Origin of the sequence: Opitutus terrae PB90-1 (assembly GCF_000019965.1) — a bacterium.
GTDB classification, from domain to species: domain Bacteria; phylum Verrucomicrobiota; class Verrucomicrobiia; order Opitutales; family Opitutaceae; genus Opitutus; species Opitutus terrae.
Window position 1 is genome coordinate 3,506,164 of record NC_010571.1, and the last position, 26,556, is coordinate 3,532,719.

General features: G+C 64.3%; 21 protein-coding genes. 6 read left to right on the forward strand and 15 right to left on the reverse strand.

Annotated elements, in window-relative coordinates; genetic code table 11:
• The first annotated feature begins 39 nt into the window (after positions 1–39).
• The 5 genes from tig to OTER_RS13895 all read left to right on the forward strand — a co-directional run bounded on the left by tig (position 40) and on the right by OTER_RS13895 (position 7,398).
• Positions 40–1,362: a trigger factor gene (gene tig / locus OTER_RS13875; RefSeq protein ID WP_012375555.1), complete on the forward strand. Its 1,323-nt coding sequence runs from the start codon at positions 40–42 to the stop codon at positions 1,360–1,362.
• A gap of 23 nt (positions 1,363–1,385) precedes the next feature.
• A complete protein-coding gene (locus OTER_RS13880; RefSeq protein WP_012375556.1) occupies positions 1,386–2,006 on the forward strand; it encodes an ATP-dependent Clp protease proteolytic subunit in 621 nt (206 codons plus the stop codon).
• Between the two features lie 78 nt (positions 2,007–2,084).
• On the forward strand, positions 2,085–3,380 hold the full coding sequence (gene clpX, locus OTER_RS13885; RefSeq protein WP_012375557.1) for an ATP-dependent Clp protease ATP-binding subunit ClpX: 1,296 nt from the start codon (positions 2,085–2,087) through the stop codon (positions 3,378–3,380).
• An 88-nt stretch (positions 3,381–3,468) separates the two neighbouring features.
• The gene (locus OTER_RS13890; protein WP_012375558.1) at positions 3,469–4,773 is read left to right on the forward strand and encodes an AGE family epimerase/isomerase; all 1,305 of its coding nucleotides are present in this window, start codon (positions 3,469–3,471) and stop codon (positions 4,771–4,773) included.
• A gap of 33 nt (positions 4,774–4,806) precedes the next feature.
• On the forward strand, positions 4,807–7,398 hold the full coding sequence (locus OTER_RS13895; protein ID WP_012375559.1) for a glycoside hydrolase family 9 protein: 2,592 nt from the start codon (positions 4,807–4,809) through the stop codon (positions 7,396–7,398).
• Positions 7,399–7,465: 67 nt separating this feature from the next.
• On the opposite strand, the gene OTER_RS13900 is transcribed toward OTER_RS13895, so the two are convergent.
• A complete protein-coding gene (locus OTER_RS13900) occupies positions 7,466–8,536 on the reverse strand; it encodes a M20/M25/M40 family metallo-hydrolase (RefSeq protein WP_012375560.1) in 1,071 nt (356 codons plus the stop codon).
• A 59-nt stretch (positions 8,537–8,595) separates the two neighbouring features.
• Here OTER_RS13900 and hisA point away from each other — a divergent pair, with 59 nt between their 5' ends.
• A complete protein-coding gene (gene hisA, locus OTER_RS13905) occupies positions 8,596–9,327 on the forward strand; it encodes a 1-(5-phosphoribosyl)-5-[(5-phosphoribosylamino)methylideneamino]imidazole-4-carboxamide isomerase (RefSeq protein ID WP_012375561.1) in 732 nt (243 codons plus the stop codon).
• 25 nt (positions 9,328–9,352) lie between these two features.
• Here the strand turns inward: hisA and OTER_RS13910 are convergent, their stop codons facing one another.
• From OTER_RS13910 to OTER_RS13980, 14 genes are all read right to left on the reverse strand, one after another.
• Positions 9,353–10,741 carry a dihydrolipoyl dehydrogenase family protein gene (locus tag OTER_RS13910; RefSeq protein ID WP_012375562.1) on the reverse strand — a complete coding sequence of 463 codons (1,389 nt, stop codon included), beginning with the start codon at positions 10,739–10,741 and terminating at the stop codon, positions 9,353–9,355.
• 180 nt (positions 10,742–10,921) lie between these two features.
• Complete coding sequence (locus OTER_RS24220; protein ID WP_012375563.1) at positions 10,922–12,301, reverse strand: exopolysaccharide biosynthesis polyprenyl glycosylphosphotransferase; 1,380 nt, start codon at positions 12,299–12,301, stop codon at positions 10,922–10,924.
• A gap of 14 nt (positions 12,302–12,315) precedes the next feature.
• Complete coding sequence (locus OTER_RS13920; RefSeq protein WP_012375564.1) at positions 12,316–13,524, reverse strand: glycosyltransferase family 4 protein; 1,209 nt, start codon at positions 13,522–13,524, stop codon at positions 12,316–12,318.
• Complete coding sequence (locus OTER_RS13925) at positions 13,524–14,390, reverse strand: glycosyltransferase family 2 protein (RefSeq protein WP_012375565.1); 867 nt, start codon at positions 14,388–14,390, stop codon at positions 13,524–13,526. The genes OTER_RS13920 and OTER_RS13925 overlap by 1 nt, the downstream gene beginning before the upstream one ends.
• Before the next feature lie 15 nt (positions 14,391–14,405).
• Positions 14,406–15,875: an O-antigen ligase family protein gene (locus OTER_RS13930; protein ID WP_012375566.1), complete on the reverse strand. Its 1,470-nt coding sequence runs from the start codon at positions 15,873–15,875 to the stop codon at positions 14,406–14,408.
• The gene (locus OTER_RS13935) at positions 15,872–17,026 is read right to left on the reverse strand and encodes a glycosyltransferase (RefSeq protein WP_012375567.1); all 1,155 of its coding nucleotides are present in this window, start codon (positions 17,024–17,026) and stop codon (positions 15,872–15,874) included. The genes OTER_RS13930 and OTER_RS13935 overlap by 4 nt, the downstream gene beginning before the upstream one ends.
• Before the next feature lie 82 nt (positions 17,027–17,108).
• Positions 17,109–17,633 carry an LbetaH domain-containing protein gene (locus tag OTER_RS13940; protein WP_044892518.1) on the reverse strand — a complete coding sequence of 175 codons (525 nt, stop codon included), beginning with the start codon at positions 17,631–17,633 and terminating at the stop codon, positions 17,109–17,111.
• A gap of 116 nt (positions 17,634–17,749) precedes the next feature.
• The gene (locus tag OTER_RS13945) at positions 17,750–18,916 is read right to left on the reverse strand and encodes a glycosyltransferase family 4 protein (RefSeq protein WP_012375569.1); all 1,167 of its coding nucleotides are present in this window, start codon (positions 18,914–18,916) and stop codon (positions 17,750–17,752) included.
• Between the two features lie 56 nt (positions 18,917–18,972).
• A complete protein-coding gene (locus tag OTER_RS13950; RefSeq protein ID WP_012375570.1) occupies positions 18,973–20,061 on the reverse strand; it encodes an acyltransferase family protein in 1,089 nt (362 codons plus the stop codon).
• Positions 20,058–20,747, reverse strand: a complete 690-nt coding sequence (locus OTER_RS13955) for a sialate O-acetylesterase (RefSeq protein WP_158305439.1) — start codon at positions 20,745–20,747, stop codon at positions 20,058–20,060. Before OTER_RS13955 ends, OTER_RS13950 begins: the two co-directional genes overlap by 4 nt.
• Positions 20,748–21,011: 264 nt before the next feature.
• Positions 21,012–22,553 carry a hypothetical protein gene (locus OTER_RS13960; protein WP_012375572.1) on the reverse strand — a complete coding sequence of 514 codons (1,542 nt, stop codon included), beginning with the start codon at positions 22,551–22,553 and terminating at the stop codon, positions 21,012–21,014.
• A gap of 14 nt (positions 22,554–22,567) precedes the next feature.
• On the reverse strand, positions 22,568–24,046 hold the full coding sequence (locus OTER_RS13965) for a glycosyltransferase family protein (protein ID WP_148218119.1): 1,479 nt from the start codon (positions 24,044–24,046) through the stop codon (positions 22,568–22,570).
• A 535-nt stretch (positions 24,047–24,581) separates the two neighbouring features.
• Positions 24,582–25,628, reverse strand: a complete 1,047-nt coding sequence (locus OTER_RS13975) for a glycosyltransferase (RefSeq protein ID WP_012375575.1) — start codon at positions 25,626–25,628, stop codon at positions 24,582–24,584.
• 23 nt (positions 25,629–25,651) lie between these two features.
• The gene (locus tag OTER_RS13980; RefSeq protein ID WP_148218120.1) at positions 25,652–26,551 is read right to left on the reverse strand and encodes a hypothetical protein; all 900 of its coding nucleotides are present in this window, start codon (positions 26,549–26,551) and stop codon (positions 25,652–25,654) included.
• Positions 26,552–26,556 lie beyond the last annotated feature (5 nt).

The following is a 26,556-nucleotide window of genomic DNA, read 5'->3' on the forward strand; positions in this document are numbered from 1 at the left end:
GACCGATTCTTTCTCTCAAAACTGCCCGCGCTAATTACCGTGAACGTTCAACTGAATAGTCTCTCCGATACCCGTAAGAGCCTGGTCGTTTCGCTCGAGGCGAGCGAGGTCGACGCAGCGCACCAAGAAGTTGTCGCGGAGTTTGCGCGGCAGGCGCGGATCCCGGGATTCCGTCCCGGCAAAGCGCCCGCGGCGATCATCGCAAAGCGCTTCGCGAAGGACATCACCGACGAGTTCAAGCAGCGTGTCGTGACGAAAGCCTATCGCGACGGACTGGAAAAGCAGAAGCTCGACGTGCTGACGGTCGTCAACGTCGAGCCCGGTGAAGTGGCGCAGGGCAAGCCCGCGTCCGTGACGATCACGGTCGACGTACGGCCGGATTTCAAGCTGCCGGACTATGTCGGTCTTCCGACGTCGGTGGCGCCCAGCGAGGCCACCGAGGACGAGGTGGATCGCGTGATCGAGGGGATGCGCGCCGAGCGGGCCGAATTCAAGGTGGCGGAGCGGCCGGCGGCCAAGGGCGATTACGTGAAGCTCGCCTATGAGGGCAAGATCGACGGCAAGCCGATCGCGGAGATCGCACCGGACAAACAGATTTACAGCAAGGTCCCGCAGACCTGGGAAGAGGTTGAGGGCGCGAACGAAGGCGTGATCCCGGGACTCGGCAAGCAGCTGGCCGGGCTGAAGGTCGGCGACAAGAAGGACGTGGAAATTGATTTTCCGGCGGATTTCGCGGCAGTGCCCGAGCTCGCCGGCAAGAAGGCGGTGTACGCGGCGGAAGTGCTCGAGGTCCGCGAGCGCGTGCTGCCGCCGTTGGACGAGGCGTTCTTCAAGGCCCAGCACGTCGGCAATCTTGAGACCCTGAAGGTCAGCGTCCGCTCCGAGATCAAGCGCCGCAAGGAGGCGCAGAACCGCGCGGAGCAGCGCCGGCAGGTGACCGACGCGCTGACGGCGAAGGTGGATTTCCCGATTCCGGAATCGCTGATCGAGAGCGAGACGCAGACCGTGCTGCGGTCGTTCATTGAGGAGAACATGCGCCGCGGCGTGCCGCAGGAGCAGTTTGAGAAGGACAAGAAGGAGCTCTTCGAAGGTGCGCGGCAGGCTGCGACGAAACGCGTGAAGAGCCGCCTGGTGCTGGCCAAGATCGCCGAGGCCGAAAAGGTCGAGGTCAACGAGCAGGACATCGACGCGTTCATCTATCGCGAGGCGATGCGCACCGGTCAGAAACCAGACAAGCTGGTGAAAATGCTGACGACGGATCGGGAGCAGCTCCGGGCCGTGCAGCAGTCGATCATTTTCGACAAGGCGATTGATTTCCTCGTCTCCAAGGCTACGGTGACGACAGTTCAGCCGAAGGGCTGAACGGCCGATATACCATTAACATCGTGAGCTATTACGTTCCCATCGTTCTCGAAAACACCGGCCGCGGCGAGCGGTCGATGGACATCTATTCGCGGCTGCTGAAGGATCGCATCATCTTCATCGGCAGTCCGATCGATGACACGGTGGCCAATCTGGTCATCGCGCAGATGTTTTTCCTGCAGATGGAGGACCCGAAGAAGGACATCCAGCTCTACATCAACTCGCCAGGTGGCGTGGTGACGGGCGGAATGGCGATCTATGACACGATGAACTTCCTGCAGTGTGACATCGTCACCTACTGCGTCGGCATGGCCGCGAGCATGAGCACGGTGCTCCTCTCCGCCGGGACGAAGGGCAAGCGATTCGCGCTGCCGAACAGCCGGGTGATGATCCACCAGCCGAGCGGTGGCGCCGGCGGTCAGGCCGCTGATATCGCCATCGCCGCGAAGGAGATCCTGCGCTGGAGGAAGACCTTGAACGAGGTGATCGCGAAGCACACCGGCAAGACGCCGGAGCAGGTCGAGAAGGATTCCGACCGCGATTACTACATGAGCGCCCAGGAGGCGAAGGACTACGGGATCGTCGACCACGTCGTCGAGTCGACCCGCGAGGCGCAATCGATCGCTGTAAAGAGCGCAGCTTGATTTTGCCTTTTCCTGTCAACAGCAGGTCAAAGAACTCTCTTCGCTCGACTCCACGCCGCCTGATTTCATCCTCCCACCATGGCCAAGTCTTCGCGCATGACCCTCTGCTCGTTCTGCGGGAAGTCCCAGGCCGAGGTGAAGAAGATCATCGCCGGGCCCGGCGTGTACATCTGCGATTCGTGCGTCAACGTCTGCAAGACGATCATTGATCGCGAGGTCAAAGCGCCGACCGCCGAGCCGCGGCCGCCGGTGCGGCTGATCAAGCCGTCCGAGATCAAGAAGACGCTGGACGACTTTGTGATCGGGCAGGACCATGCGAAGAAGGTTCTGTCGGTCGCCGTTTACAATCATTACAAGCGGCTGATGTTCGACTCCGGCCAGCCGGGGAAGGACTCGATGGCGCTGTCGCCGGAGTTCAACGACGTCGAGGTCGAGAAGAGTAACATCCTGCTGGTCGGGCCCACGGGTTCGGGCAAGACGCTGCTCGCGCGCACGCTGGCGCGGATCCTCGACGTGCCGTTCGCGATTTCCGACGCCACGACCCTGACCGAGGCCGGTTACGTCGGCGAGGACGTCGAGAACGTGGTGCTGCGGTTGCTGCAGAACGCGAACTACGACGTGAAGCGCGCCGAGTGCGGCATCATTTACATCGACGAGATCGACAAGATCGGGCGGAAGACGGAGAACGTCTCGATTACGCGCGACGTCTCCGGCGAAGGCGTGCAGCAGGCGCTGCTCAAAATCTTGGAAGGCACCACGTGCAACGTGCCGCCGCAGGGTGGCCGCAAGCACCCGAATCAGGAATACGTCCAGATCAACACCTCGAACATCCTGTTCGTTTGTGGTGGTGCGTTCGTCGGGCTCGACGGGATCGTTCAGCGCCGGCTCGGTCACCGCAGCCTCGGATTCTCCTCGATCCAGGCGCAGCAGGATGCGGCCATGAAGCCCGAGCAGATGATGAAATCAATCGCGCCCGAGGACCTGATCCGCTTCGGCATGATTCCCGAGTTCATCGGCCGGCTGCCGGTCGTGTCGGTGCTCGACGAACTCTCGGTCGAGGATCTCGAGAAGGTTTTGCTGCGGACGAAGAACGCGATGGTGAAGCAGTATTCGAAGCTGTTCGCGATGGATGGCGTGCGGCTGCGGCTCACCACCGACGCGATTCACGCCATCGCGCGCAAGGCCCTCGAACTGAAGACGGGCGCGCGCGCGCTGCGGTCGATTCTCGAGAATCTGATGCTTGAAGTGATGTATGATCTGCCGCAGCGGGACGATGTCGCGGAAGTGACGATCGACGCGGGTGTGGTGGCGGGACGAAAGCGCCCGGCCTTGCGGCGGGTCGCGAAGCGCGAGGCCAAGCAGGACGCGGCCTGAGCGCGGAGTAACCGCGCGCGCTGCTGCGGGCCGGGAGGCGGGCAGAACTTTTTATGCTGGGGCGCGTCAGGCCCGGCGCCGCGACCCTATGAAATTCGGACCCCTTCGCCTCGCACTCGCCTTGGGTAGCGTGGCTCTGTCGATGACCGTTCAGGCGAGTTCTGCGGCAGCTCCGGTGGCGACGCCATCGCTGGATGCTTACGCGCAGGAGGTCGAGGCGGAGTTGCGCGGCAACATCCTTCCGTTCTGGCTCGAGCACACGCGGGATCGGGAGCGCGGCGGATTCTACGGGATGATTGACGGCGACCGGCACGTGCGCCGCGACGCGCCGCGGGGCGCGCTGTTGACGGCGCGCGTGCTGTGGACGTTCTCCGCGGCCTACCGGCACTATCATGATCCGGCGTACTTGGAGATGGCGCGCTGGGCCTTCGACGATCTTTGGGCGCGGTTTTGGGACCAGGAACACGGCGGGCTCTACTGGCGAACGAACGCAGACGGAAAACCGCAGGACGACCGCAAGGTGGTCTACGTGCAGGCGTTCGGGATCTACGGGTTGAGCGAGTTTTATCGCGCCACCGGCGAACGCCTCGCGCTCGAACGCGCACAGCAAATTTACCGTTTGCTGGAAAAGCACAGCCACGATCGGACGAACTTCGGCTATTTCGAAGAATTCACCCGCGACTGGAAAATCTCCCGCGCGCGCGGTCCGCGGCGCAGCGCCATGGGTTCGCGGGACCAGAAATCGCAGAACGTCCATCTGCACATCCTCGAGGCTTACACCAACCTGCTCCGTGTCTGGCCCGACGCAGGACTGAAGGCCAACTTGCGCGAGCTCATCGAAGTCATGCAGACGCGCGTACTGGACCGTTCGACCCATCACCTGCGGTTGTTCCTGAAGGAGGATTGGACGCCGGCGTCTGACGAGATCTCGTTCGGTCACGATATCGAATACAGCTGGCTGCTCGTCGAGGCCGCGGAGGTACTCGGAGACGAAGCGGTGATGCGCGAGGCAAAAGAGACCACGGTCAGGATCGCGGCGGTCACCCTCGAGCAGGGCGTCGATCCGGATGGCGGCGTGCTCGGCGAGGCGGGGCCGCACGGATTGACGAACACGTTCAAGGAATGGTGGCCGCAGGCGGAGGCGACCGTGGGATTTCTCAACGCGTATCAGCTCGGGGCCGGCGAAAAGTATCTCGCGGCGTCGCGCCACAGCTGGGAGTTCATCGAGCAGCATCTCGTGGATCACCAGAAAGGTGAGTGGCTGCATGGCGTGTCGCGCGACGGCCGGGAGAAATCCACCCACAAGGTGAGTTTTTGGAAATGCCCCTACCACAACGGCCGCGCTTGTCTGGAGCTGATCAACCGGCTCCGCGCGCCGCGGCTGACGAACTGACACCCTCTGGCCAGCATCGCTTCCAACCTCGAAATGAAATACGTTCCCCTGAAATTCGCTGCCTTGTTGCTCGTCGCCGTCGTTCCCGCGAGTCGCTCAACGGCGGCGACGGAGCCGGTGCTGGTGCTCAATGACCAGGATTATCTCGAAGCGCGCGGGCTGAACGTGATGCTGGCGCATGACTACTATCCCGAGGGACACCAAGGCGGTGTGGGCGTGATCCAGAACGGACTGCGCGTGGCGACGAATGGAGATTTGCGGCTGAGTCCGACGCCGGGCCAGTGGCAGCCAACGCCGGTCGTGGTCGGCGAACGCAAGGTGGATCGAACGCGCAACGAGATCAGCGTCCGGATGACGTATCCGGATCCGAAGAAGAACCGCACCGGGTTCAATCCCGTCGACTATCCGGATCTCAAGCTCAGCTACGTCGTGAAAGTGCAGCCGGCACCGAACGGTTTCCGGATCGTCGTCGATCTGGATGAGCCGTTGCCGCGCGAGTGGGTCGGCAAGGTCGGTTTCAATTTCGAGCTGTTCCCCGGCTATCTGTTCGACAAGACCTTTCAGATCGGCGCCCGGACGGGCACGTTTCCGCGGCAGGCCGACGGGCCGGGTGGGCTGACCGACAGCGGCTACGAACTCGCGCCGCTCGGCCAGGGCGCGAAGCTGGTCGTGGCACCGGAATCCGATCGGCAGCGGATGACGATCGAAGCGGTGCGCGGCGGCGAACTCGAGCTGCTCGATGGCCGCGCGCAGCACACCAACGGCTGGTTCGTCGTGCGTGCGCTGGTGCCGGCCGGCGTCACGGCGGGGGCGATCGAGTGGCTGGTCTCTCCGCACGCGATTCCCGATTGGCTCGCGGAGCCGGTGATTCAGGTGTCGCAGGTGGGCTATCACCCGAAACAGCCGAAAGTCGCCGTGATCGAACTCGACCGAAATGACTCGCGGCGCCACCCCGTCGTGCTGTATCGCGCCACGGGCGCTGGACTCGCGAAAGTGCGCGAGGCGGCAGCGAAAGAGTGGGGCCGGTTCCTGCGCTATCAGTATCTTCAGTTCGATTTCAGCGATGTTACGGAGCCGGGGCTCTATGTCGTTGGCTACGGAAGCCAGCGCACGCACGCGTTCAAGATCGATGCCGACATTTTCGAGCGGCACGTCTGGCAGCCGACGGTGGAATATTTTCTCCCGGTGCAGATGTGCCACATGCGCGTCAACGACCGCTATCGGGTCTGGCATGGGCTTTGTCACGTCGACGATGCGCTGATGGCGCCGGTGAGCCACAATCACTTCGACGGCTACCGCCAAGGTCCGTCGACGCTCACCCAATATCAGCCCGGCGAACACGTGCCGGGACTCGATCGGGGCGGCTGGCACGACGCCGGCGACTACGATCTGCGGGTCGAGTCCCAAGCCGACACCGTGCAGGGACTCGCGCTCGCCTGGGAGTTGTTCCATCCGATGCTCGACAACACCACGATCGACCAGGAGACCCGGACGGTCGACATCCATCGGCCGGATGGGAAACCCGACGTCTTGCAGCAGATCGAACACGGCGTGATCTCGATCGTCGGTGGCTACCAGGCGATGGGTCGGCTGTACCGTGGAATTCAGGATGCGACGTTGAAGCAATACACGCACCTCGGTGATGCGGCGACGATGACGGACAACCAGGTCTTCGCTGATCGCGATGGGCGGGCGACGAAGGTGCTGGCGGCGGCAGCAGTGACCGGCTTGCGGTCCGAACCCGTGATCGAAGGCTTGCCGCGGCTCGGCGCGCCAGGCTCAGCGGATGATCGCTGGGTTTTCACCGAGGAGAATGCGCGTCACGAACTCGCCGCCATCGCGGCGCTGGCTGCGGCGCACCGCGCGCTGAAGGGCTATAACGATCCGCTCGCCGACGATTGCTTGCGCATCGCGCGGGAGTTGTGGGGGAAGGTAAAGCCGCCGCGCACGGATCCCGACGCGGCGTTCATCCCGCAGGCGGCCGGCTATCCGTTGATGCGGCTCGAAGCGGCGATCGAACTCCTGCAGAGCACTGGAGACCGGAGCTACGCGGACGCGATCATCGAACTCGGGGACGAAATCGTGGCGCACGTCGACCGCGTGGGCTGGCTCGGAGCGCGTTCGCTCGCGCTGGTGCAGGATGCGGCGTACCACGCGAAAATCCGGCAGGCGCTGCAGGAATTTCGTACCAAGATCGACGCACTCGAGAAAGAGACACCGTACGGGCTGCCCTATCGGCCGCGAATCTGGGGCGCGGGCTGGGAAGTGCAGCGATTCGGCGTGGAGCAGTATTTTCTACACCGCGGCGCGCCGGACATCTTCCCGCGCGATTACATGCTGCACGCAATCAACTTCATCCTTGGCGTGCATCCCGGATCGAACACCGCGTCCTTCGTGTCCGGCGTCGGCGCGAAATCCGTCACCACGGCCTATGGCGTGAATCGCGGCGATTGGTCCTACATTCCGGGCGGCGTCGCGTCAGGCACGGCGTTGATCCGGCCGGATTTCCCGGAGTTGCTCGAGTGGCCGTTCCTGTGGCAGCAAACCGAATACTGCCTCGGCCATCCGACCTCGGACTACGTGCTCTTGATTCTCGCGGCGAACGATCTGTTGAACAAAAAATAACGGCTGCCTGAGAAGGCAGCCGTAGGCAAACGGAGAGCAATCCCCGCGGTGGCCGAGATTACTCGGCCTACCAGTTGAACGATTCGCGCGGGCCGATCATCTGGGCGAACTCGACCAGCAACTGCACGCAGCGCTCCACGTCCTCGAGATCGACGACCTCGCTGGGCGTGTGCATGTAGCGGAGCGGAATGCTGACCAGCCCGGTGGCGACGCCGCCGCGGCCCATCTGGATCGCGCGGGCATCCGTGCCGGTCGGACGCGGATCGGCTTCGAACTGGTGCGGGATCTTCACCCTTTTCGCGGCAGCGAGGAGCTTTTGGTAGACCTTCGGATTGATGTTCGCCCCCCGGCAAAGAATCGGACCACCGCCGAGCGTCGTTTCGCCGAATTTCCGATGGTCACAATCCGGATGGTCGGTCGCATGGCCGACATCGATCGCGATCGCGACGTGCGGGTTCACCGCGTAGGCGGCCGTGGTGGCGCCCCGCACGCCGATCTCCTCCTGCGAGGTGCCGACCGCGACGACCTTCGCCGCGAGCTTTTTGTTCGCCTTGGCCAGTCGGATCAGCGTTTCGCCGACGATGTAGGCGCCGACCTTGTTGTCGAACGCCCGCGCGGCGCCGATGCTGCCGTTAATCAACTCGAGTTCGTGATCGTAGGTGGCGACATCTCCGATGGCGACTCGCTCGAGCGCTTCAGCTTTCGAGCGAACGCCGATATCGATCCAGATCTCATGCCGTTTCGGTACCTTCTTGCGATCCTCCTCGTCCATGAGATGGATCGCGCGCTTGCCGGTGACCCCCTTGACGATTCCGTTCGCGGTTTGGATCACCACGCGCCGGCCCGAAATGACGCTGAGGTCATGGCCGCCGATCGTGTCGAAATAGAGGAAGCCATCCTTGTTGATGTAGGTGATGATGAGCCCGAGCTCGTCGAGATGGCCGGCGAGCATGAGCACCGGGTCGCCTTTCGGATTCAGCGTGGCGCGGCGATTGCCGAGCGCGTCGTTCTCGTAGGCATCGGCTGCAGGTTTGACGTAGCGATCGAAGACCGCGTGCGCCTCGGTTTCGTAGCCGGACGGGGAACGAGCGTGGAGCAGCGCGGAGAGGAAGGGCGGGACGGTGTAAGGTTTCGGCATAAATGAGCTATTGCGTTTGCCGGAGCCTGAAATCGAAAATCGGAAATCGGAATTCCAAAATGACCATCTATCCCGCGATCGACATCAAAGGCGGACGTTGCGTTCGGCTGACGCAAGGCCGGGCTGAGCAGGAAACGATCTACGCGCAAAATCCCGCCGACGTGGCGATGCAGTTTCGCGCGGCCGGCAGTGAGTGGGTGCACGTCGTAGACCTGGATGGCGCCTTCGCCGGAGAGCCGCAGAACCTCGCGGCCGTGCAGGCGATCGTCGCGGTGGGGATGAAGGTGCAGTTCGGCGGCGGGCTGCGCACGCGCGCAGCGGTGGAGCGGGCTTTGGCCCTTGGCGTCAGTCGTGTGGTGCTCGGCACGCGCGCGGCGGAAAGTGAGAGTTTCGTGGGGGAGTTGGTACAGGCGTTCGGAGACAAGATTGCCGTCGGCATCGACGCGAAGAACGGGAAGGTGGCCGTGAAAGGCTGGGTCGCGACCGCGGATCTCAGCACGCTGGTGCTGGCGCGACGGATGGATACCCTCGGCGTGGCGACTCTGATTCACACCGACATCGGCACTGACGGGATGCTCACGGGGCCGAATCTTGCCGCCCAGGAGGCGCTTTGCTCGGCCGTTAAGTCGCGAGTGATCGCCAGCGGCGGGGTGAGCCGGCGTGACGACGTGGTCAATTTGGCAAAGCTGGCGCAGCGTCACGCCAATCTCGACGGCGTGATCGTGGGCAAGGCACTCTACGAGCGACGCGTCGAACTCGCGGATCTGCTGTCGCTTGCCGCCGCGTCGTAGCGGTTGAGGACCGGAGGCGGCCGGCCTATCTTTTCACCTGCTCCGCGATTTCCTCCAGAGGGTAGGTGATGATTTCGGCGAGCGTCGGGTGATACCACGGCGCGCGGAGCAGATCGAAAACGGTTGCCCGCATCGCCAACGGGGCGCTGAACGCGTGAATCAACTCGCCGGCGTCCTTGCCCACGATTTCGGCGCCGAGGATCCGGCCGCGCCGCGGCTCGGCGATGACTTTCACGTAGCCGTAGTTCGCCTCCATCAGGATCGATTTCCCGTGGTCGTTGAACGGATAGCTTGCCACGAGGAATTTTCGTCCGTGACGCTCGAGATCGCGCTCCAGTCGGCCGATGGTTGCTAGCTGAGGATCGGTAAAGACCACGTTGAGCAGGAGCGAATAGTCCACCGGTTTGAGTTTCCGAATGCCGGCGGCGTGACGCGCCGCCAGATCGCCCTGTTGAATGGCCACGTGCACGATCTCGACGGGGCCGGCACAATCACCGGCGGCATAGATGTGCGGCACGCGGGTCTGTTGCCAGCGGTTCGTCGGGATTTGGCCAGTGATACGCGGACGGATGCCGGCGGCGCGCAGATTGAGCGACGTGGTGTTCGCCTGCCGACCCAGGGCGTTGAACAGGTGGGCCGCCCGCCGCCGACGCACCTTGCCGTTGCAGAGAAACTCGACGTTCACCCCGCGTGAGTCGCTCCAGACGCGTTGCAGGTGGGTGCCCGTAAACAACTCGATGCCATCATCGCGCAGCGCTTGCTCCACGACTGCCGAGGCTGCGGCCGAGTGATCGCGAAGGATGTTGAGGCTGCGTTGAACGAGGATCACCCGGCTGCCGATCCGACGGAGAAATTGCGCCAACTCGCACGCGACGATGCCGCCGCCGAGGACGAGCACCGATTCCGGCACGAAATCGAGGTCGAGCACCTCGTCGCTGCTCCAGAATGGTGTGTCGGCCAAGCCCGGCACATTCGGCACGCTGACCTTCGAACCGGTGGCGATGAGCATGTGCTTTGCGCGGAGCTGGCGGTCATCGGACAATTCGATCGTATGCGGATCCACGAACGAGCCGTTCGCCCGGATCAACTCGAATTGGCCGCTTTCCAGTGCCTGCGCGCGGTAGCTGGCGAAGTCCGCGATGATTTTTTTCTTCCGCGCGTGAATCGCCTTCATGTCCGGCGTTGCTGACGGAATCCGCAAACCGAACACCTTCGCTTTCTGCGCGAGGTGCAACACCTCCGCGACGTAGAGCAGGGTCTTCGACGGCATGCAGCCCCGGAGAATGCAAAGTCCGCCGAGGTGGCGCGCGCCATCGACGACGGCGGTCTTCAAACCGAGATCCGCCGCCACGCGGGCGGCGTTGAACCCGGCACTGCCGCCGCCGAGCACGAGAAAATCAAAGTCGAATTTCATGGCGCGGAGGCGACAGTTGCGACGCGGTGGAAACTCATCATGTCGTTCACCGTGCCCGCAGGAGGGTAGCGAAGCAAGTGGCGGGGATCATTAGGGTTGGGCTCCGCGGACGCCGGAGAGCCGGGCGCTTTGAATCCGATCGCGGCGCGCCCGATGCGGCGGCATCACCCGTGCCTCGGTTCAGCGGCCTTTGCCGAATAGCATCACGTGGATCGTCTTCAGCACGATCGAAGCATCCAGCACGAACGAGAAGTGCCGGATGTAGTAGAGGTCGTATTCGAGTTTACGACGCGTGTCCTCGATGTTGGCGCCGTAGGGATAGTTGACCTGCGCCCACCCCGTGATGCCGGGCTTCACCAAGTGACGAAAATAGTAGCAGGGGATCTCGCGATTGTAGCTGACGACCAGCCGATCCCATTCGGCGCGAGGCCCGATCAGGCTCATGTCGCCGCGCAAGACGTTCCAGAGCTGCGGGAATTCATCGATGCGCGTCGCGCGCAGAAACCGACCGACGCGGGTCACGCGAGAGTCGTTCGGTCGCGTGTAGGGGTCGCTTTGGCTATCGGCGCCAAGCCGCATGGTGCGGAGCTTGAGGAGCGGGAACGGAACGTTGTCTTTGCCGATGCGGTTCTGTTTGAAAAAAACCGGCCGGCCGTTTTCGAGCCAGTGCGCCAGCGCCCCGAGCGTGATCAGCGGCGCCGCCAGCAGCAGCCCGACGGACGCGAGTACAATGTCGACCGTGCGTTTCAACCGCTGGAACACGGGCTCTCGCGCCATTTGGAAACCTTCCTGAAACAGCCAGGTTTGGTTCAGGCGATAGAGCGGAATCTTGCGCCAGTAGACTTCGTGGAACAGCTCCAGCGTGTAAGTTGGCACGCCGCGGAAGTAGAGCTCGACGAGTTTTTGCGAGATTTCCAGCGGTAGATCGCGCCCCGACTCACGCTGCACGATCGCCTCCACGCTGAGTTTGCCAGCCCGCACTTCGTCGAGCACCTCCGACAGGGGCCGCAGCTGATCGACCGACTCAGGGGCCGGCGCCACCGATGGTGCCGATCCGACCACGGAAAAGATCACGCTTTGCGTGCTGCGCATCCGTTCGCATTCCTGGCGAAAGTCGAGGCAGCTGGCATCATTGCCGACGAATACGATCGCGCGATTGCCCCGTCGTTCGGCGACGCGCTGGTACACGATGCGGCGATAGCTGAGCGTGAACGGGATCAGGACGATGAAGCTGAGCGCGATGACGGTACGGCTCGATTTCAGTTCGTAGCCCTGGGGTAGCAGCACGAAGGTCGTCAGCAACGTTGCCACCATCGCGCTGAGCAGCGCGATGGAATGCAGGCTCGTGTAGTCCAGGCTCAGCATGTCCGTACGCGGCCGATAGCCGTCGATGAGGTAAATCGCGAAGACCATCGCGAGCAGCGGCGCGAGAAGCGGCAGCAGGATCAGGTGACCACCGCCGAGCAACCCACGGAACAGGCTCACGGCGTTGAACACCGCGACGACGGAAAGCGTGTCCAGCACCAGCAGGGCAAGAAACACTTTGCGCGCGGTTGTCATTCGGCGGAGAAGCGCTAGGCGGTTGGCACGGGCACGGCAAGCTTGGGGGCGAGCACGGATTGCCAGGTGGCGAGCGCCAGCGGCAGACCACCTTCGGCGCCAAACTCCCGGGCGGCGAGACGCATCGCGGCGATCCGCTCTGGCTGGCGGCGCAGCGCGTGCACGGCTTCCGCGGCGGTGATGATCTCGGTGCGCTCAAAGGTGAGGCCGAATCCGCGTTCCCGCACCAGCCGTGCGACTTCGGCGTTGCGGTCTCCGATGAACACCACCGGGCGTTCGGCGCGCGCGATGCCGTAAAGTTTGCTCGGAAAAACGCAACGGCCGGTGCGCGGCCGGAGCGTGACGAAGTGCACGTCCGCGATACCGAGGCTGAGGGCGAGCTGCTCCCGCGGTTGGGGTGGCAGGAAGCGGAGGTTGGTGAGCCGCCGCTCGCGCGCGAGGGTCTCCAGCCGTGGGCGTTGCGCGCCGTGGCCGACAATCAGGAACGTAATCGCCGGGTCGTCATGTAATGCGGCCGCAAGCTCCACCAGCGGGGTAAGATCGTGCACGCGACCGAGATTGCCGGAGTAGGCGAGAACGAAATTCCCGGAGAGGCCCCATTCCTCCCGCCGCGCTGCGATCGCCTCCGCGGAGGCCGGGGCGAGTCCAGCCGGCGCCCAGTTCGGGCTGACGAACACGCGAGACTTCGCGACGCCGTGCTCCCGCACAAGCGCGGCCATGTCGGTGCCCGGAACGACGCAAGCGGCACTATGGCGCCAGACCCAGTCGCGCAGCGGCCGCAGGAGCAAGGGCAAGCGGTGCCCGGTCACGGTGGTTGCTATCTCCGGGTAGATATCCTGCACCCAGTGGAGCAGCGCGGCGCTTTTGAGCTTCGTTGCCGGCCAGACGGCGACTCCGATCAGCGCCGGATCCGTCATCGCCACGACGCTGTCACCGCGCCGGAGCCGGCGAAGCAGGTACCAGCAACACGCGACCTCGAACGTCAGATAGTCGACCAGCCGGCCGAGCAGGTGGTCCCGGCCCCAGCACGTGCTGGCTAGGCGGTCGATCGTGACCCCATTGTGCGTTTGCGTCCGCGGCACCATGCGATTCGCCGGGCGGGCGGCAACCACGGTCACGGCGTGACCACGGGCGGCGAGCCCTTCAGCCAAGTCGTGCAACAGCTGTGCTGTCGCGGGCTCCTCGGGCCAATAGAATCGATTGACGAAGACGACGCGTGGCATCAACGGGGCGCAGGCTTTTGGCGGCGCAGCTCCTGCGCCTTCGCGCTGCCCAGGAATTCATAGAACGCCATCAGCCGGCAGAAGACGTAGCCGCGATAGCCGTCGAGAAAGCCGCGCCGCAGCAGATAGTGGTAGACAAACCGCGCGGTCGGACGGAACGGCAGCCGGCGCGCGCAGCGCTTGAGCCAGCGCTTGCGGGCAAGCTCCGGCGCGAGCTTGACGGCGGTGTCGGTCGTCTGCCGGGCGGGGGCGTTCAGCAGCCGAGCCTCCCAATTGCTGTAGCGGTTGTGCTTCTCGAGCCACGTGGCGATCGTCGGAAATGCGTAGTGTTCCATCTCGGCTTGCAGGTAGCCGGTGCGCCCTTGCAGCACGACGTGCTCGTGAACCTCGTTGTCACCGGAATCTGTTTCGTCGAGACCGGCCAATTGTTCGTAACGCCCGAGCCGGTGGCGAAAGAATCGCAGGTTCCAGCTCGGATAGTAACCGCAGTGGCGCAGCCAGCCATCGAGGAACCAGAAGCAGCGATTCACGTAGTAGCCGTCAGCCCCGGGCGCGGCCACGATTTGCTGCAACTCGACGGCGAGCGCAGGGGTGATGCGCTCGTCCGCATCGAGAATAAAGATCCACTCATGCCGCCAGGGCACCTGCGCCAGCGCCCAGTTCTTCTTTTTCGGGAAACGGTGATCCCACATGAAGGGCACTACGCGCGCGCCGTGTTGCGCGGCGATCGCCTGCGTGCCGTCGGTACTTCCGGAGTCGACGACCACCACTTCGTCCGCGAAGGCACACGAGGCGAGACACGCGGGCAGGTTGGCCGCTTCGTTCCGGGTGGGGATCAGGATGGAGATCGGGCAACGGGCGTCCATGGCAGGGCGGAAACGCTAGGCAGGCTGGGGCGCTGCGGCAGCGGATTCGACGCGAGGGTAATGCACGGCGCAGAAGAAGCACAGCCAGAACGCGACGATCACGGCGGCATTGCCGAAGGGAAACTCGACCGCCGCGTAGAGCAGCACGATGCTGATGCCGGTCCAGAGCCCGCCGCTCAGCCAACTGGCACCGAGGCTGCGCCGGGCGGTCCACAGCGGGACGATCGCGCACAGCGCAACGAGGGTCGTGCCAATGATGCCGAGCTCAGCGAGCGACTGCAGCCAGTCGGAGTGGGCGTCGCGGAAGTTCACCTGTGCCTCCGGATGAGTGATCGGGTGAGGGAAGCGTTGGGAGTTAAAAAGAAAAAACGCGGTCGGGTAAGAGGCCAGGCCCCAGCCGAACCAGGGCCGTTGCTGCACCATGTGCCAGGTATCCCGATACAGGCGTACGCGCGTGGCGGCGGATGGGGTGGCGCGGACGCGGTCGAGTTGTCGATAGGTCGTTTGCATCCGGGCGGTGATGACGGGGCGCGCAAAGGCGTAGCCCAAGGTGGCGGTGCCGGCGAGCAGCACGAGCGAGACGACGGCGGTCGCTCGCAGCCCGCGAGGCCGGCGGGCGCGGTTGAGGAAGACGCGAATGCACCATTGGCCGAGCGCGGCCAGAAGCAGCACGCCGAGCAAGAGGGTGGCGGACCGTGAACCACTGAGGGGGATCGCCATGGCGAGCAGCCCGATCGCGATCAAGCCGCTGAAGCCGGGCGTGTGCCAGAAATCGCGGGCGCGGGCATTGCGGGCATAGTGAAACACCAGCGCGATGCTCGCCGTGATCATCAACAGCGCGTAAGCCCCCCAATGGTTGTGGTACAAGAAGGAGGCGAAGAAGAAAGGCTGACGGAACTTGCCGGGGGCGAAGAAGGGGGCGGTTGCTCCGAGGAGTTTTTGCATCGTGCCAAACGCCGCGAGCAGGACTGCATTGGCGACGAGCGCGAGCAGGAGCCAGCGGAGAACGCGACGCTGGCGCACCACTAGCATGAGGTTGAAGCACGACAAATAGGCCGCGTCGAAAAACCACAGCGCTTGGAGGGACAGATCGGGTCGCGCCGTACTCGGAAGATTGGCCGCAGGCGTTCCCTGCACGTAGTAGACATCCGCGCCATCCACGATCGCGCGGAAGCTGGGATTCAGGCAGCTGGCGAGCACCAGACCGTTGAGTAAAACGCAGGGCCACAGGCACCGGAGCACCAGCGCACGCGAACCGGTTCTGGTGGCCGATGAGAGCAACGCGGCGGCGGTAAAAAGGAAACCGAGCGAGCCGAGCCCGGCCGTGGCCAGTCGGCTCCAGTATGCATTTCCACCAAACGCCCACGCGCTGAAGATCGCCAGCACGGCCACGTGGACCACCACCGCAATCTCCAGCGGACGGAGCGGTTGCCTGCTCTCAGCGAGAGCGGGCGACGGAGAGGTTGCGCGGGAGGGTTCGATCATCCGGTTCCGTCGGGCGTCGGTGGGCGTGCTCGCTCCGCGAGGAGTTCGCGGTAAAAAGCGGCGAGCTTTCGGGCTGAACTCGCCCAGGAGAATTGCTCCGTGACCCAGGTCCGCGCGGCGGCGCCCCGCGCCGCGAGCGCCGTGGGTGACTCGCGCAGCGCGGCGCTCAGCACCTCACCATAGCTTTGCCACGGCACGCACCAGCCCACACCGCGCGAGTTCACCTCCGTCCAGGGCGTCGTGTCGGTGACCAGCACGGGAACGCCGCTGGCCATCGCCTCCGCGATCACGAGACCAAAGTTCTCGCTGTGCGACGGCAGCAGGAACAACGAGGCAACGGGATACGGCGCCGGCCGACCCACGCCGTCGTGAACCCGCACCTGACCACCTCCGCCCGCGCGCAGCACGTAGGTTTCGAGCTGCGCAGGCGTGTATTCTTCCGGCACTCCGACCATGAGCAGAAGCCAGTCCCGCGGCGCACGTTCCAGCCAGAGATCGATCAACTCCAGCACGCGTTTCTTGCAGTGAAAGCGCGAGTAAAAGAGCGCGGTCGGCCGCTCGGCGGATTCGGGACACCAACGATGCCACGCCGCTCGTGCCGCCGCGTGTTCGGCAGGCTCAGGTGGCTCAACGCCATTCGGAGCAACGCAGATCGGCTGCCGGAAACCGAGCGCTTGAATCGCTTCCGCCTCTTCCTGGCTGGTGGCGTGCCAGCCCGCGGCGGCCTCGAACGCGCCGGGATGGACGAAGCGGCGCGCGAATAGCTTGCGCCCGCGGTGAAAACCCCATGCCCAAGGACTCATCATTCCGCGCGGCGAGATGACGAACGGAGCACCGGTCGCGTCCGCATGCTGGTGGGCGTAGTGAAGCGGACGCAGCCAAAGCGCGTGGCTGTGTACGATGTCGTATCGTTGCGCAGCCAGTTCTGCCCGCAGCCCCGCCGAGCAGCACAAGCGTCGCGGCCACGTGCGGGGGTGTATCCGGATACGCAATCTCTCGAAGTCGCGCACCTGTCGCTCGGTGGCGTGGGCAGCGAGCAGATCGACGGCCGCGCCGGCGCGGGCTAGCGCCTGGGCCAGCGCCAGCACCGATTTGCTCGGGCCGCCGTGGTGCTCCTCGAGGCTGGGAACAATCTGGCAAACGCGCATCATTCGAGGGACGAGAATGGACGATCAGGTTTCCGCCGCTGCGAACAATGGACGCCGCCATTGTGCCTGCCCGCGTGGCGGCACCTCACGATTTGTCGTAGCGTGGCAACGCCCGGTCCTTGATCGGGCGGCAGGGATGGCCGACGCAGATCTTGCGCGGCGGGAGATCGCGCACGACCACGGCGCGCGCACCGACGACGCACAACTCGCCAATGGTCACGCCGGGGCCGACGAACACGTCGGCGCCGATCCAGACGTTTTCGCCGATGACGATCGGCTGGGCGACCAGTGGCATGTCCCACCGCAGAAAATCATGGGTGCCGGCGCACAGATGCGTGTTCTGGCTGACATTGGCGCCGTAGTGCAGGGTGATCGGCGCCAGATTGTAGACCCGAACGTTCGGGGCGATCATCGCGCGGGCGTGCAGCGTGAGCTTCCAAGGGAAAACAACCGTCGCGGTCGGGAAAATGACTACCTTGTCCGGCTCCGGAATCGTCGCGCCAAACCAGCGGAGCAGCTCCACGCGGAAGCGATGCCAAGGCCGCGGGCTCCAGCGAAAGAGCGTGGCTTGGACCAGGCTCCACAACGTGCGCCAAATCACATCACGCATCGGGTAGGGCGTCACGCACCCTTCTCCGATGTAAGGTTTGGTGGCCGGCAGCATCTTTCGGGATCTTTTTATCGAGCGCCCGGCGGTGCAACGGAAAATCCGCGCGCGTACGTCGTTCAGTTCGCCGCCGCAACCGCAGCGCGCAGGCCTGCCGCCGCCGCGGCGTAGCTGTAATTGGCGATCCGCTGTGCGATGGCTGCGCGCAGTTCGTTGCGCCGCGTTTCCAGGGCCGACAGCGCGTGCTGCAGCCGAGCCGCCAAGGCGGCGGAATCGCCCGCCGGGAAACTCCAGCCAGTGACGTCTTCGCTGATGAGGTCCTCGCGACAGCCCACGTGAGTGCTGACGAGACACGGCAAACCCGAAGCCATGGCTTCGTTGACGATCAGGCCCCACGTTTCACCCGGCCCATGGCTGGGCAGCACGAGTAGGTCGGCGGCGGCGAACGCGTGGGGCATCTCGAGCTGATTTTGAAACGGTGCCCAGAATACGTTGGCGTTGCGGTTGCGCGCCTGGAGGTCCGTCCGCAACGGCCCATCGCCGATCATGAGCAGGGAGGTTTGGGCGAGGGCTGCGGTTTGAAATGCCTCGATCAGGAGGTCGGGCCGCTTCTTGGCGCCGAACTTGCCAGCGAAGAGGACGACCCGATCGCTGGCGGGAATGCCCAACGAGGCTCGAAAGGCCAATCCTGCCTCCTTCGCGCTGGCCGCGCCCGCGGCCCAGCGGTCGTTGTCGACGCAATGCGGCACGAGAAAGATCCGCTCGCGCGCAACCCCATGCGCGACGAGAAACCGAGTGTGGGCAATCCCGACGGAGGCGAAGGCCTGATAGCGTTTGAGGAGCAGGCGCGTGAGCCACTGCTGCGGCCGGCGCCGATGCGGGGGGGGCGTCTCGCGTCCGAGCAACGTCGAATCGCCGCGCAGGATCAAGGGGCTGCCGCGCCAAGTTAAGGCGAGCCGCGCCTGCGACCACCAGCCGTAGCCGTAGACCAGTACCGCATCGGGCCGCCAGGCCCGCAACCGCGCGGACAAAGACGGATTGCGCAGCCCGAAAAAGCGCGCCGTGCCGGGATGGCGTGCGGTATTCGGCACAAACTCGTGCTCGTAGCCGGAGAGGAGATCGAGGTCCCATTGCAGCTGGGCCTGAAACCCGGGGTCATGTTGTCGAGTGACGCCAAAATCCCAGAGGTAAAACACCCGCAACGTCCATCCTGCGCCCGCCAGCCACCGAAACCACGGGCTGTAATATTGCGTCGGATGCGAGATAACGATGGCGAGGCGTGACATGACGGAATGAGACCGGGGTTGTCAGCCAACGGGAGAAACTTGGGTTGCCGGGCGGATCATGCGGTTTTGGCGGGCAACCCTGGTAGCGGAGGAGAGCGATGGCGGCGGTCCTTCAGGCCCAAGAGCGGTTTTTCCACCAATCGGTAGGAGAGAACGGCGGCGGCCAACGCCGCGAGAAGAGGTGCGAGGAGCCGGCCTTGCGCGAGCCAACCGTCAGGGGAGAGAAACAGCTGTTGCCAGAGATAGAGGCTGTAGGAAATCAGCCCCAGCATCCGGAGCGGCCCGCGGCCGAGCAGTGCTTGGGCCCACGCGGGAGGTGCACGATGCATCCAGGCGATCAACAGCGCGGCCGCGGCCGCATCCAGTGTGAAGCCGGCGGAAACACCGAAGCCCCGCACATGCAGAGCGGCCAGCGGAGAAAGCACGAGCAACCAGAGCGCGGCGCTGCCGGCCAGCCGTCCACATCGTAACAATCGCTCTCGCCAAGCGGCGGATTGCAGGAGCAGTGCGGCCGCGCAGCCGGCCATCAAGCTGTCGATGCCAGTGTGAAACATCATGGCCAGCAGTCCGCGTTGCGCGGGGAAAAGGTAGTAGGTGCCGACCCGAGCCAGCGGACACCAGATGACGAGCGCGACCGCAATCCAGAGTGCGCGCCGCGGAAACACGATCAGCGCCAGCGGCCAAAGCAGGTAAAACTGCTGCTCCAGCGCGAGCGTCCACAGGTGGCCGAGGTTCCAGGTGCCTTCTGGCGGAGGCACGGCCCAGAACGACGCGTAGTTCCACGTGAAGGTCGCCGCGGCCGTGAACGTGCCAACATTGAGGCCCGTGGGAAACCACAACGCGAGCAGGACCAGCGTCAGCAGATAAGCGTAGAACGCCGGCCAGATGCGGAGCGCCCGGCGGCGATAGAATTGAAGCAACCCGATGCTCCCCGTCGCGGCCTGCTCCTGCAGAAGGAGGTGAGTGATCAAATATCCGCTTAGCACGAAGAACAGCCGAACGCCGCCACCGGGGTTCGCCAGGGCGCGAATCCACGGCGTCTCGAGCCAGCCGAGCGGCTGCAGGTTGGCGACGGTGTGCCCGGCGAGGACGAGCAGAATCGCGATGCCGCGAAGGCCGTCGAGGGTATCAATCCGGGATTTCACGGATGAGAAGGAAGGACCTGCGCCTCGCGCCGGCGCTCAATCAAGGGACGCAAGGTGGCGAACCACAACTCGGCGGCAGCGGTGGCGCCGCGGGCGCTGAAATGCACGCCGTCCGATCGGTTGTCACCGTCCAACTGATCGAGATCGGGACCGACGGCGGCACGAGGCAACGCGCCCGCTGTGCGCTGAGCGAGACGGATCTGTTCGTTGCGCGGTGCGTCGTAATACAGCGTCGCCTGGGCGACCACGAAGATGCTGTTGGGGAACATCTGTTGGCAGTGGGATTGCACCGCCTGTACCGCGGCGAGGTAGTCCGCACCTGACGCGGTGGCGTTCAAACCTTCAGATTCGCCTTGGTGCCAGAGGATGAAATCAGGCGCCAAGCCGGTACGTTGCAGATCGGTCAACGTGGCCTCGAGCAGGGGAAAAGTTCGGCCGCCGGGCGCCCAGTCACGCGCGAAGCTCGATCCGCGGGCGGCGACGGCAAGGACAATGGCGTCGAATTGCTGTGATGCTGCGAGCTGGGCGCCGAGGCGGGTCCAGATGGATCCGCGTTCACCGTCAGCGCCGGGCAGTGGATCGCTCGCGTGGAAAAGTTGCCCGCGTTGAAGGGCGTAGACGCCGGCGCCACCGGATGCGCGGGTGGCCGCGTAATTGGCCGCATTGGACTGGCCGACGGCGACCACGATCAGGCGTCGGTGAGCGGGCAGGGCGGCGACTTGGGCAGTCGAGACCTGCGCGGGCTGCAGTGCCGGGCCGGACTGTCGTCCCCATCGGCCAACCGGCCAGTGATGCTGCAGCGCGATTCCGGCGAGCACGCCGCCGAGGAATACAGCCGAGGTGCTGATAATGCGGCGCCGTGAGCTGGCCTGCATCGGTCGGGGAGTTTTAGTGGGACGCGAGCGCGCGAAGCGATCCGAGGGGGCTTCGCAGGGAGTGGCGCACGATCGCTACGTTACGGTGGGCGCCGGTCGTTCGACTCGCATGTAGCGAACGAACGGCAAACAGGCGATGAAGATCGTCACGATCGACTGGAACAGCGATGTGACGAGCACGCTCGCGACCATCTCAAAGGAAACCATGATGCTCAACATCAACGCAAATGAGAGAAAGCCTTCGGCCGACAACAGCGGTTTGTAGGCGGTGAAGTTTTCAATCCAAGCGAAGATAAACCCGAGGACGAGCCCCAGGATCAGCGGTCCCCAGATTGAGCCGAAATTGCCGTAAGCCTCAGGCAGCAATCCCCAGGCGATGTAGGTGGTGAAGGTGGCGGCGAGGGTCTGGCGTCCAAAATGGACATTGAGCAGAACCTGTCCGGCGTGGGTTCGCGGCTTGTCGTTCCAGAAGACCCGAGGAACAAGCAACGGAGGAATCAAGGCGTAGGTTTGACCTTGCAGCGTCGGAATATGGGACGTCTCGACTGCGTTGATCACGAACAGGAGGTTCTGCAGATTGTTCACCCGGTTGGTCATCGAGGAGTCGTCGGCCGTGCCTTCCGCATTCTGAGGGCCGATCGCGAATGCCGTGTAGCTGGCCCGCGTCCATTCAGCGTAGCGGTCCACGATATGGGTTAAGCCGAAGGTTTGACCCTCGCCGTCCTCGGCTTCCCAGTATTTGGCCCTCATCTCGAACTTGCCGATGTGGAGGAACGAGATGATCGCTGCCATCACGACGGCCAACCGCCACGGGAAGCGGCCGGAGCCCCAGAATAGACCGATCACGACTGCGGCGACAAAATTGCTGGCTGCCGAAAGCAGGAAGCCGGAGGCCGAGATGAGACAGTTGGCGGACCAGAGCAGCCAGAACAGAACCGTAGTCTGGCGGTTGGCAGTTCTGGCGCCGATGGTCAGGGCTACCAAGAAATAGCCGGACATGCCGACCGAGTTGATCACGGCTGTTATGACCGAGTAGGTCCCGGCCGGTAGGACTTCGTACAGAATGCTCGTCAGGCCCAGCGAGAGCGCGACCGAATAGCCGGTCGAGGCAACGACCAAGCCGAGGCCAAGCCGATTGAGTTTCGCGTTCGGTTCCCCGGTGACGAACATCTCGAGGGCGTAAGCGTAGGGCCGCGCCGGTCGGGCCAGGTTCATCCCGAGCTTCCAGGCAGCGCCAAGCGCGCCCAGAAAAACGAGAATTTCGACGCCCGCCTGGGTGATCGATTCGGGCGGATACATCGTTACTGTCTCGTTTTGCGTGAAAAGCGGCAGCCCGTAGACGACGAGGTGTTGCACCGCGACGAGCGGCAACAGTGGTAGGCCGATGGCGGAGCCCGACCAGATGCGCAGGCAGAACAGGGTGCCTAGGCCCATCAACAAGAGGCTGGTGACCCCGGGTTGTCCGTCGTGATAAAGTTTACCCGCGGCGAGCAGGACGATGCCTGTCGTGACCAGCATGCCGGGCCGCAGAAACGCGCGAACCGCCAACGCGAGTTCGTTGATCTGGGTGTAGCGGTCCAGCTGTCGTGGACGGGATGGCCGGGCAGGAGCGAACATGCGGATGCGGGCGACTAGACGGCGCCGCGGCGCACGGAGCCCACGGCGTTATCGAACACAACCCCGAGTTTGGCGGTCATCGCTTCGGCGGTGAAGGGCTCCAGCTGGGCGGGCGCCGCGACGGGGACGCGTCGCCACGCGCCATCCTTGAACCACCGCTCGAAGATATGCGCGGCGGTCTGTTCGACGTCGGTGTCGTGGCCGAAAGCGATCCTTAGGCCCGCGCCCGCCGATTCGGCGATCGAATGCACCGCGCTGCAATGATGGAAAAGGATGAGAAGCGGGCGCCGGGCTAGAAGATACGGGAAAATTTTTGACGCGCTATAGGTGGCGTCCTGCGAGCCCAGGGCGAGAATGGCGTCCGCATTGATCAAGTAAGAAAGCGCGTCGAAATACGGCACACGGGTGGGATGCTCCTGCACGAATGCGTCCACGCCGAGCGCGCGCGCGATGGGCATGATTGACTCGGCTGCAGCGGCCCCGGGCGCGTAGCTCGTGCCGATGAAATGGAGACGCAGGCGTCCGGCGGCCGCGGGATCCGAATTCAAGTAGCGCTTAAACCCCTGCAGAAGCATCGTAACGGCTGGCGCCAGGTCCGACCCACCACGGCCCGCATAAACATGGTGAATGAGACCGTCTGCCCGTGGAACGAGCAGGCTCGTGGGAGTGTGTTGGCGGGCGATTTGCAGGTCCCCGTCCGCCGCGCCGAAGGGCAGAAACACAACGCGAGTCGCATCGAACCACGGGTAGCGCTGCGCCAGCATGGGTCCGTAAGCGTCAGAGACCGCCACGATACCGGAGGCATCACGCAACGTGCCGGGCTCGTGTCGGCGCGCGCGGAATTGGGCAAACGCAAATTTCAACTTTCCCCCGGGCGGGCGGGTTCGGGTGCGAGCGTAGTACGGGTTGATCCACGGATCCTGGTAGTCGAAGACATAGCGCACCCCGAATTTTCGCTGCCACCGAGGCCCCAGCGCGAACGCGTCGAACTGTGTGGTGCTGAAGAACGCGAGATCGAACCGCTCGCCACGAAGCAAGCTCTCTCCGGCAACGCGCAGCGCCCGACCGCAGCGAAGCCAGAGCCCGCCGAAACCGAACCGCCGTGTCAGGGCCGGCGAAATCCCGCGTGCGCGGACGATTCGCACATTCGCCGGGTAGGTGGTCTCGAGCAGGGGCTCGCGTACACCTCCTTCGATCGATGCGGGGTCCAGCGCCAGCACGGTGGGCTCCCAGCCGAGCGAGCGAAGGTGCGGCAGGGCCATGCGCACCCGCTGCATGTCTGGCGCGTTGATGGGCGGAAAATGCGGACTGACGACAAGAACCTTTTTCACCTTGTGCGAAGTCAGCTCATCAGCCGCGAAAACAGCCATGGGTACGGTGCGCGCACGAGGTGCACGCCATACGCATCGCGGATCATCCGCCGGTTTTTCGAACCCGGCCGCAGCAGAATGTCCAGGTAATAGCCCAAACGGTAAGTTCGTCGCGTGCTCCATTGCTGCCACGCGTCCCGGGTGACGAAATGATGGATGACCGGCATGAAATTCCAGCGGCGATCGAGCGACTCGAGTTTTCCCATCGTCCATGCGCTGCGGTTGAGGGCGCTCTGGTCGGCGTAGCCCCAGATCGTTGCGTCGCTGCCGCGCACCAATGCATCGGCGAACACGGGCGCCGTGCTTTTGTCGGCCACGATGAACCCGGTGTTGCCGGTCCATTTGACGCAGGCGGCGCGCGTGTGCCGCTGCTCCTCGTCCGGAACCAGTCCGATGCTTCCAAGCGGCGTATCCGGAGGCGGCGGGGCATGACGGGAAATCAACAGGTCGTCATCGACGATCACGTAACGGTCGTAGTCTGGAAAATGGGCCGGTATCGCGAGCTTGTTGAAATGCGGCGGTCGCTCTGCTGGAATCAGTGACCGGCGTATCACTTGGAATTCCATCCCGCAACGGCGGCTCCAGTCTTCCATCCGCGGAAGCGAATAGCGTGTGAGCCGGTCGCGCGCGCCGATGGAAACGGTGGCGAGCAGCGTTCTCATCGTACCGTGCAGTTCGCGACGCACTCGGCGTAGAGTTTCAGGTAGCGCTCGACGCAGCCGCCCGGACTGAAGCGCTGCTCCGCGTCGCGCCTGCAAACCGTCCGATCGAGTTCCGGGATTCGGCGGACAGCGGCGGCGCCATCGTCCACGTTCGTCAGGAAGAGCCCGGTCACGCCGGGCTGTACGATCTCCGGCAACGCGCCGCGAGCACACGACAGCACCGGCGTCCCCGCGGCGAGTGCCTCTGCGAAGACGATCCCAAATGGTTCATCCCATTGGATTGGCACGAGCAGGGCAGCGCATTGGCCGAGCAGTTCGTTTTTCCTTCGATCGTCGACTTCGCCGATCCACTCGATGCCGTTCCGGCCGAGGTGTGGTTCCACCTGATCGCGAAAAAACGCCGCCTCGGGGCCGCTGGCCGGCCGATTGCCGGCGACCCACAGCCGGCGGCCGGCACGCCGGGCGATCGCGATGGCGAGATCAGGCCCCTTGATGGATTCAACGCGGCTGAGGAAGAGGAGCGGTGCGTCGGCGGGCACCTGCGGCGCAAAGTCGATGCGGGTGATATCAGCAAAATTGTGGATGGCGTGCCACGCGACGCTTGGCGATCGGCCCTGTATGCAAATGTACTCGCTGCACGCGGTAAACGTCAGCGTACCTCGTCGCGCGAGCCGCAGTGCGGGCCGCACCTGCGCCGGGCTCGTGTGACGTTGGTAGGACATGATCTTGGGGCGGCGACTCGGCAGCACCGCCGTGAGATACGCCAGCCGCGCGAAACTGTGGATCACGTCCGGATCGAAGTCGCGAACCGCCCGGCTGAGTGCGAGCGCGTTGCGAAGCGTGTCCGCCTTCCCCGCAACGGACTCGCCCGGCCAAGCACTCATGAATTCGCACGTGCAGGTCGAGCCGCGCTTGGCGATGAGTCCGACCGCGTGTCCGCGGGTTCTCAGTTCGCGGATGAGTGCATCCACAATCCGCTCGATGCCGCCGTAGCCGGTGGGCGGAACGGGCAGGATGGGGTCTGCGGCAAGGAGGATGCGCATCGATGAAGGTATGTCAGTCTGCGTCACCGTTTGCGCAGGTAAGGCCGGAGCGCGTCGAGCAGCACGCGCTGTTCGCAATCCCAGTTGTAGCGTTCGTGGCCGAGTCGCCACGCCTCGGTTGCCGCGGTGGCCGGTTGACCGCTAAACCAGCGATCGAGATTTGCTGCCGCGGTGCTCGGCTCGGTGAGATCCACGATGAGGGCGGCTGAGCCGAGATCGGTGGCGAGCGCCCGCTGCGCTGATGTCGGCGTGAGGGCGACCGGCACACCTCCGAGCAGGTATGTGAAGATTTTGTTGCCCAAGCAAAGATCGTGGTTCAGCGGGTGGGGTTGCTCGAGCGAAAGACCGAGATGGGCATGGCTCGCGAGCCGAGCCATTTCGCTGGCGGGTGCGGGTGGAAGAAACAGGGGGACTCGTGCCCCCACGATGCGGGCGCGGGTCGTCAGCTCGGTTTGGTACGCGTCGGCGACGAACCCGCGAAGTTCCAGGCGCGTCGGTGTGCGCATACGGGCGACCACGTCGATCATCTGTTCGAGCCCCCGGCCCGGGCCGATGGTTTGTGAAAACCAATAAAGAGCGGCCGGCTGTTGTTCAGTCGGTGCAGACCGGACCGCCGGCACGGTGGGCGCCTCCGCGAGCGGAAACACATTCAGCAGGCACACCGGCTTTACGCTGTAAGTTCGGGCGTAAGCTTCGGCGATCAGCGGCGAAGCAGCGGAGACGAAACTTGCTCGAGGCAATAGTTCGCCAAGCACGTGCGGCACCGCCCGGGCGAGCGCCCGGTTTTGTTGAACAAGATCGCTTTCGCCCTCATGCCAGTCTTCCGCGTCGAACCCGTAAGCTACGCTGCGCCGGGACGCCGCGGTCGCGGCTGCAGCCAGGCCCGGCAACCCGCCGAAGCCAAAATAGAACGCCGCCGGCACACGGA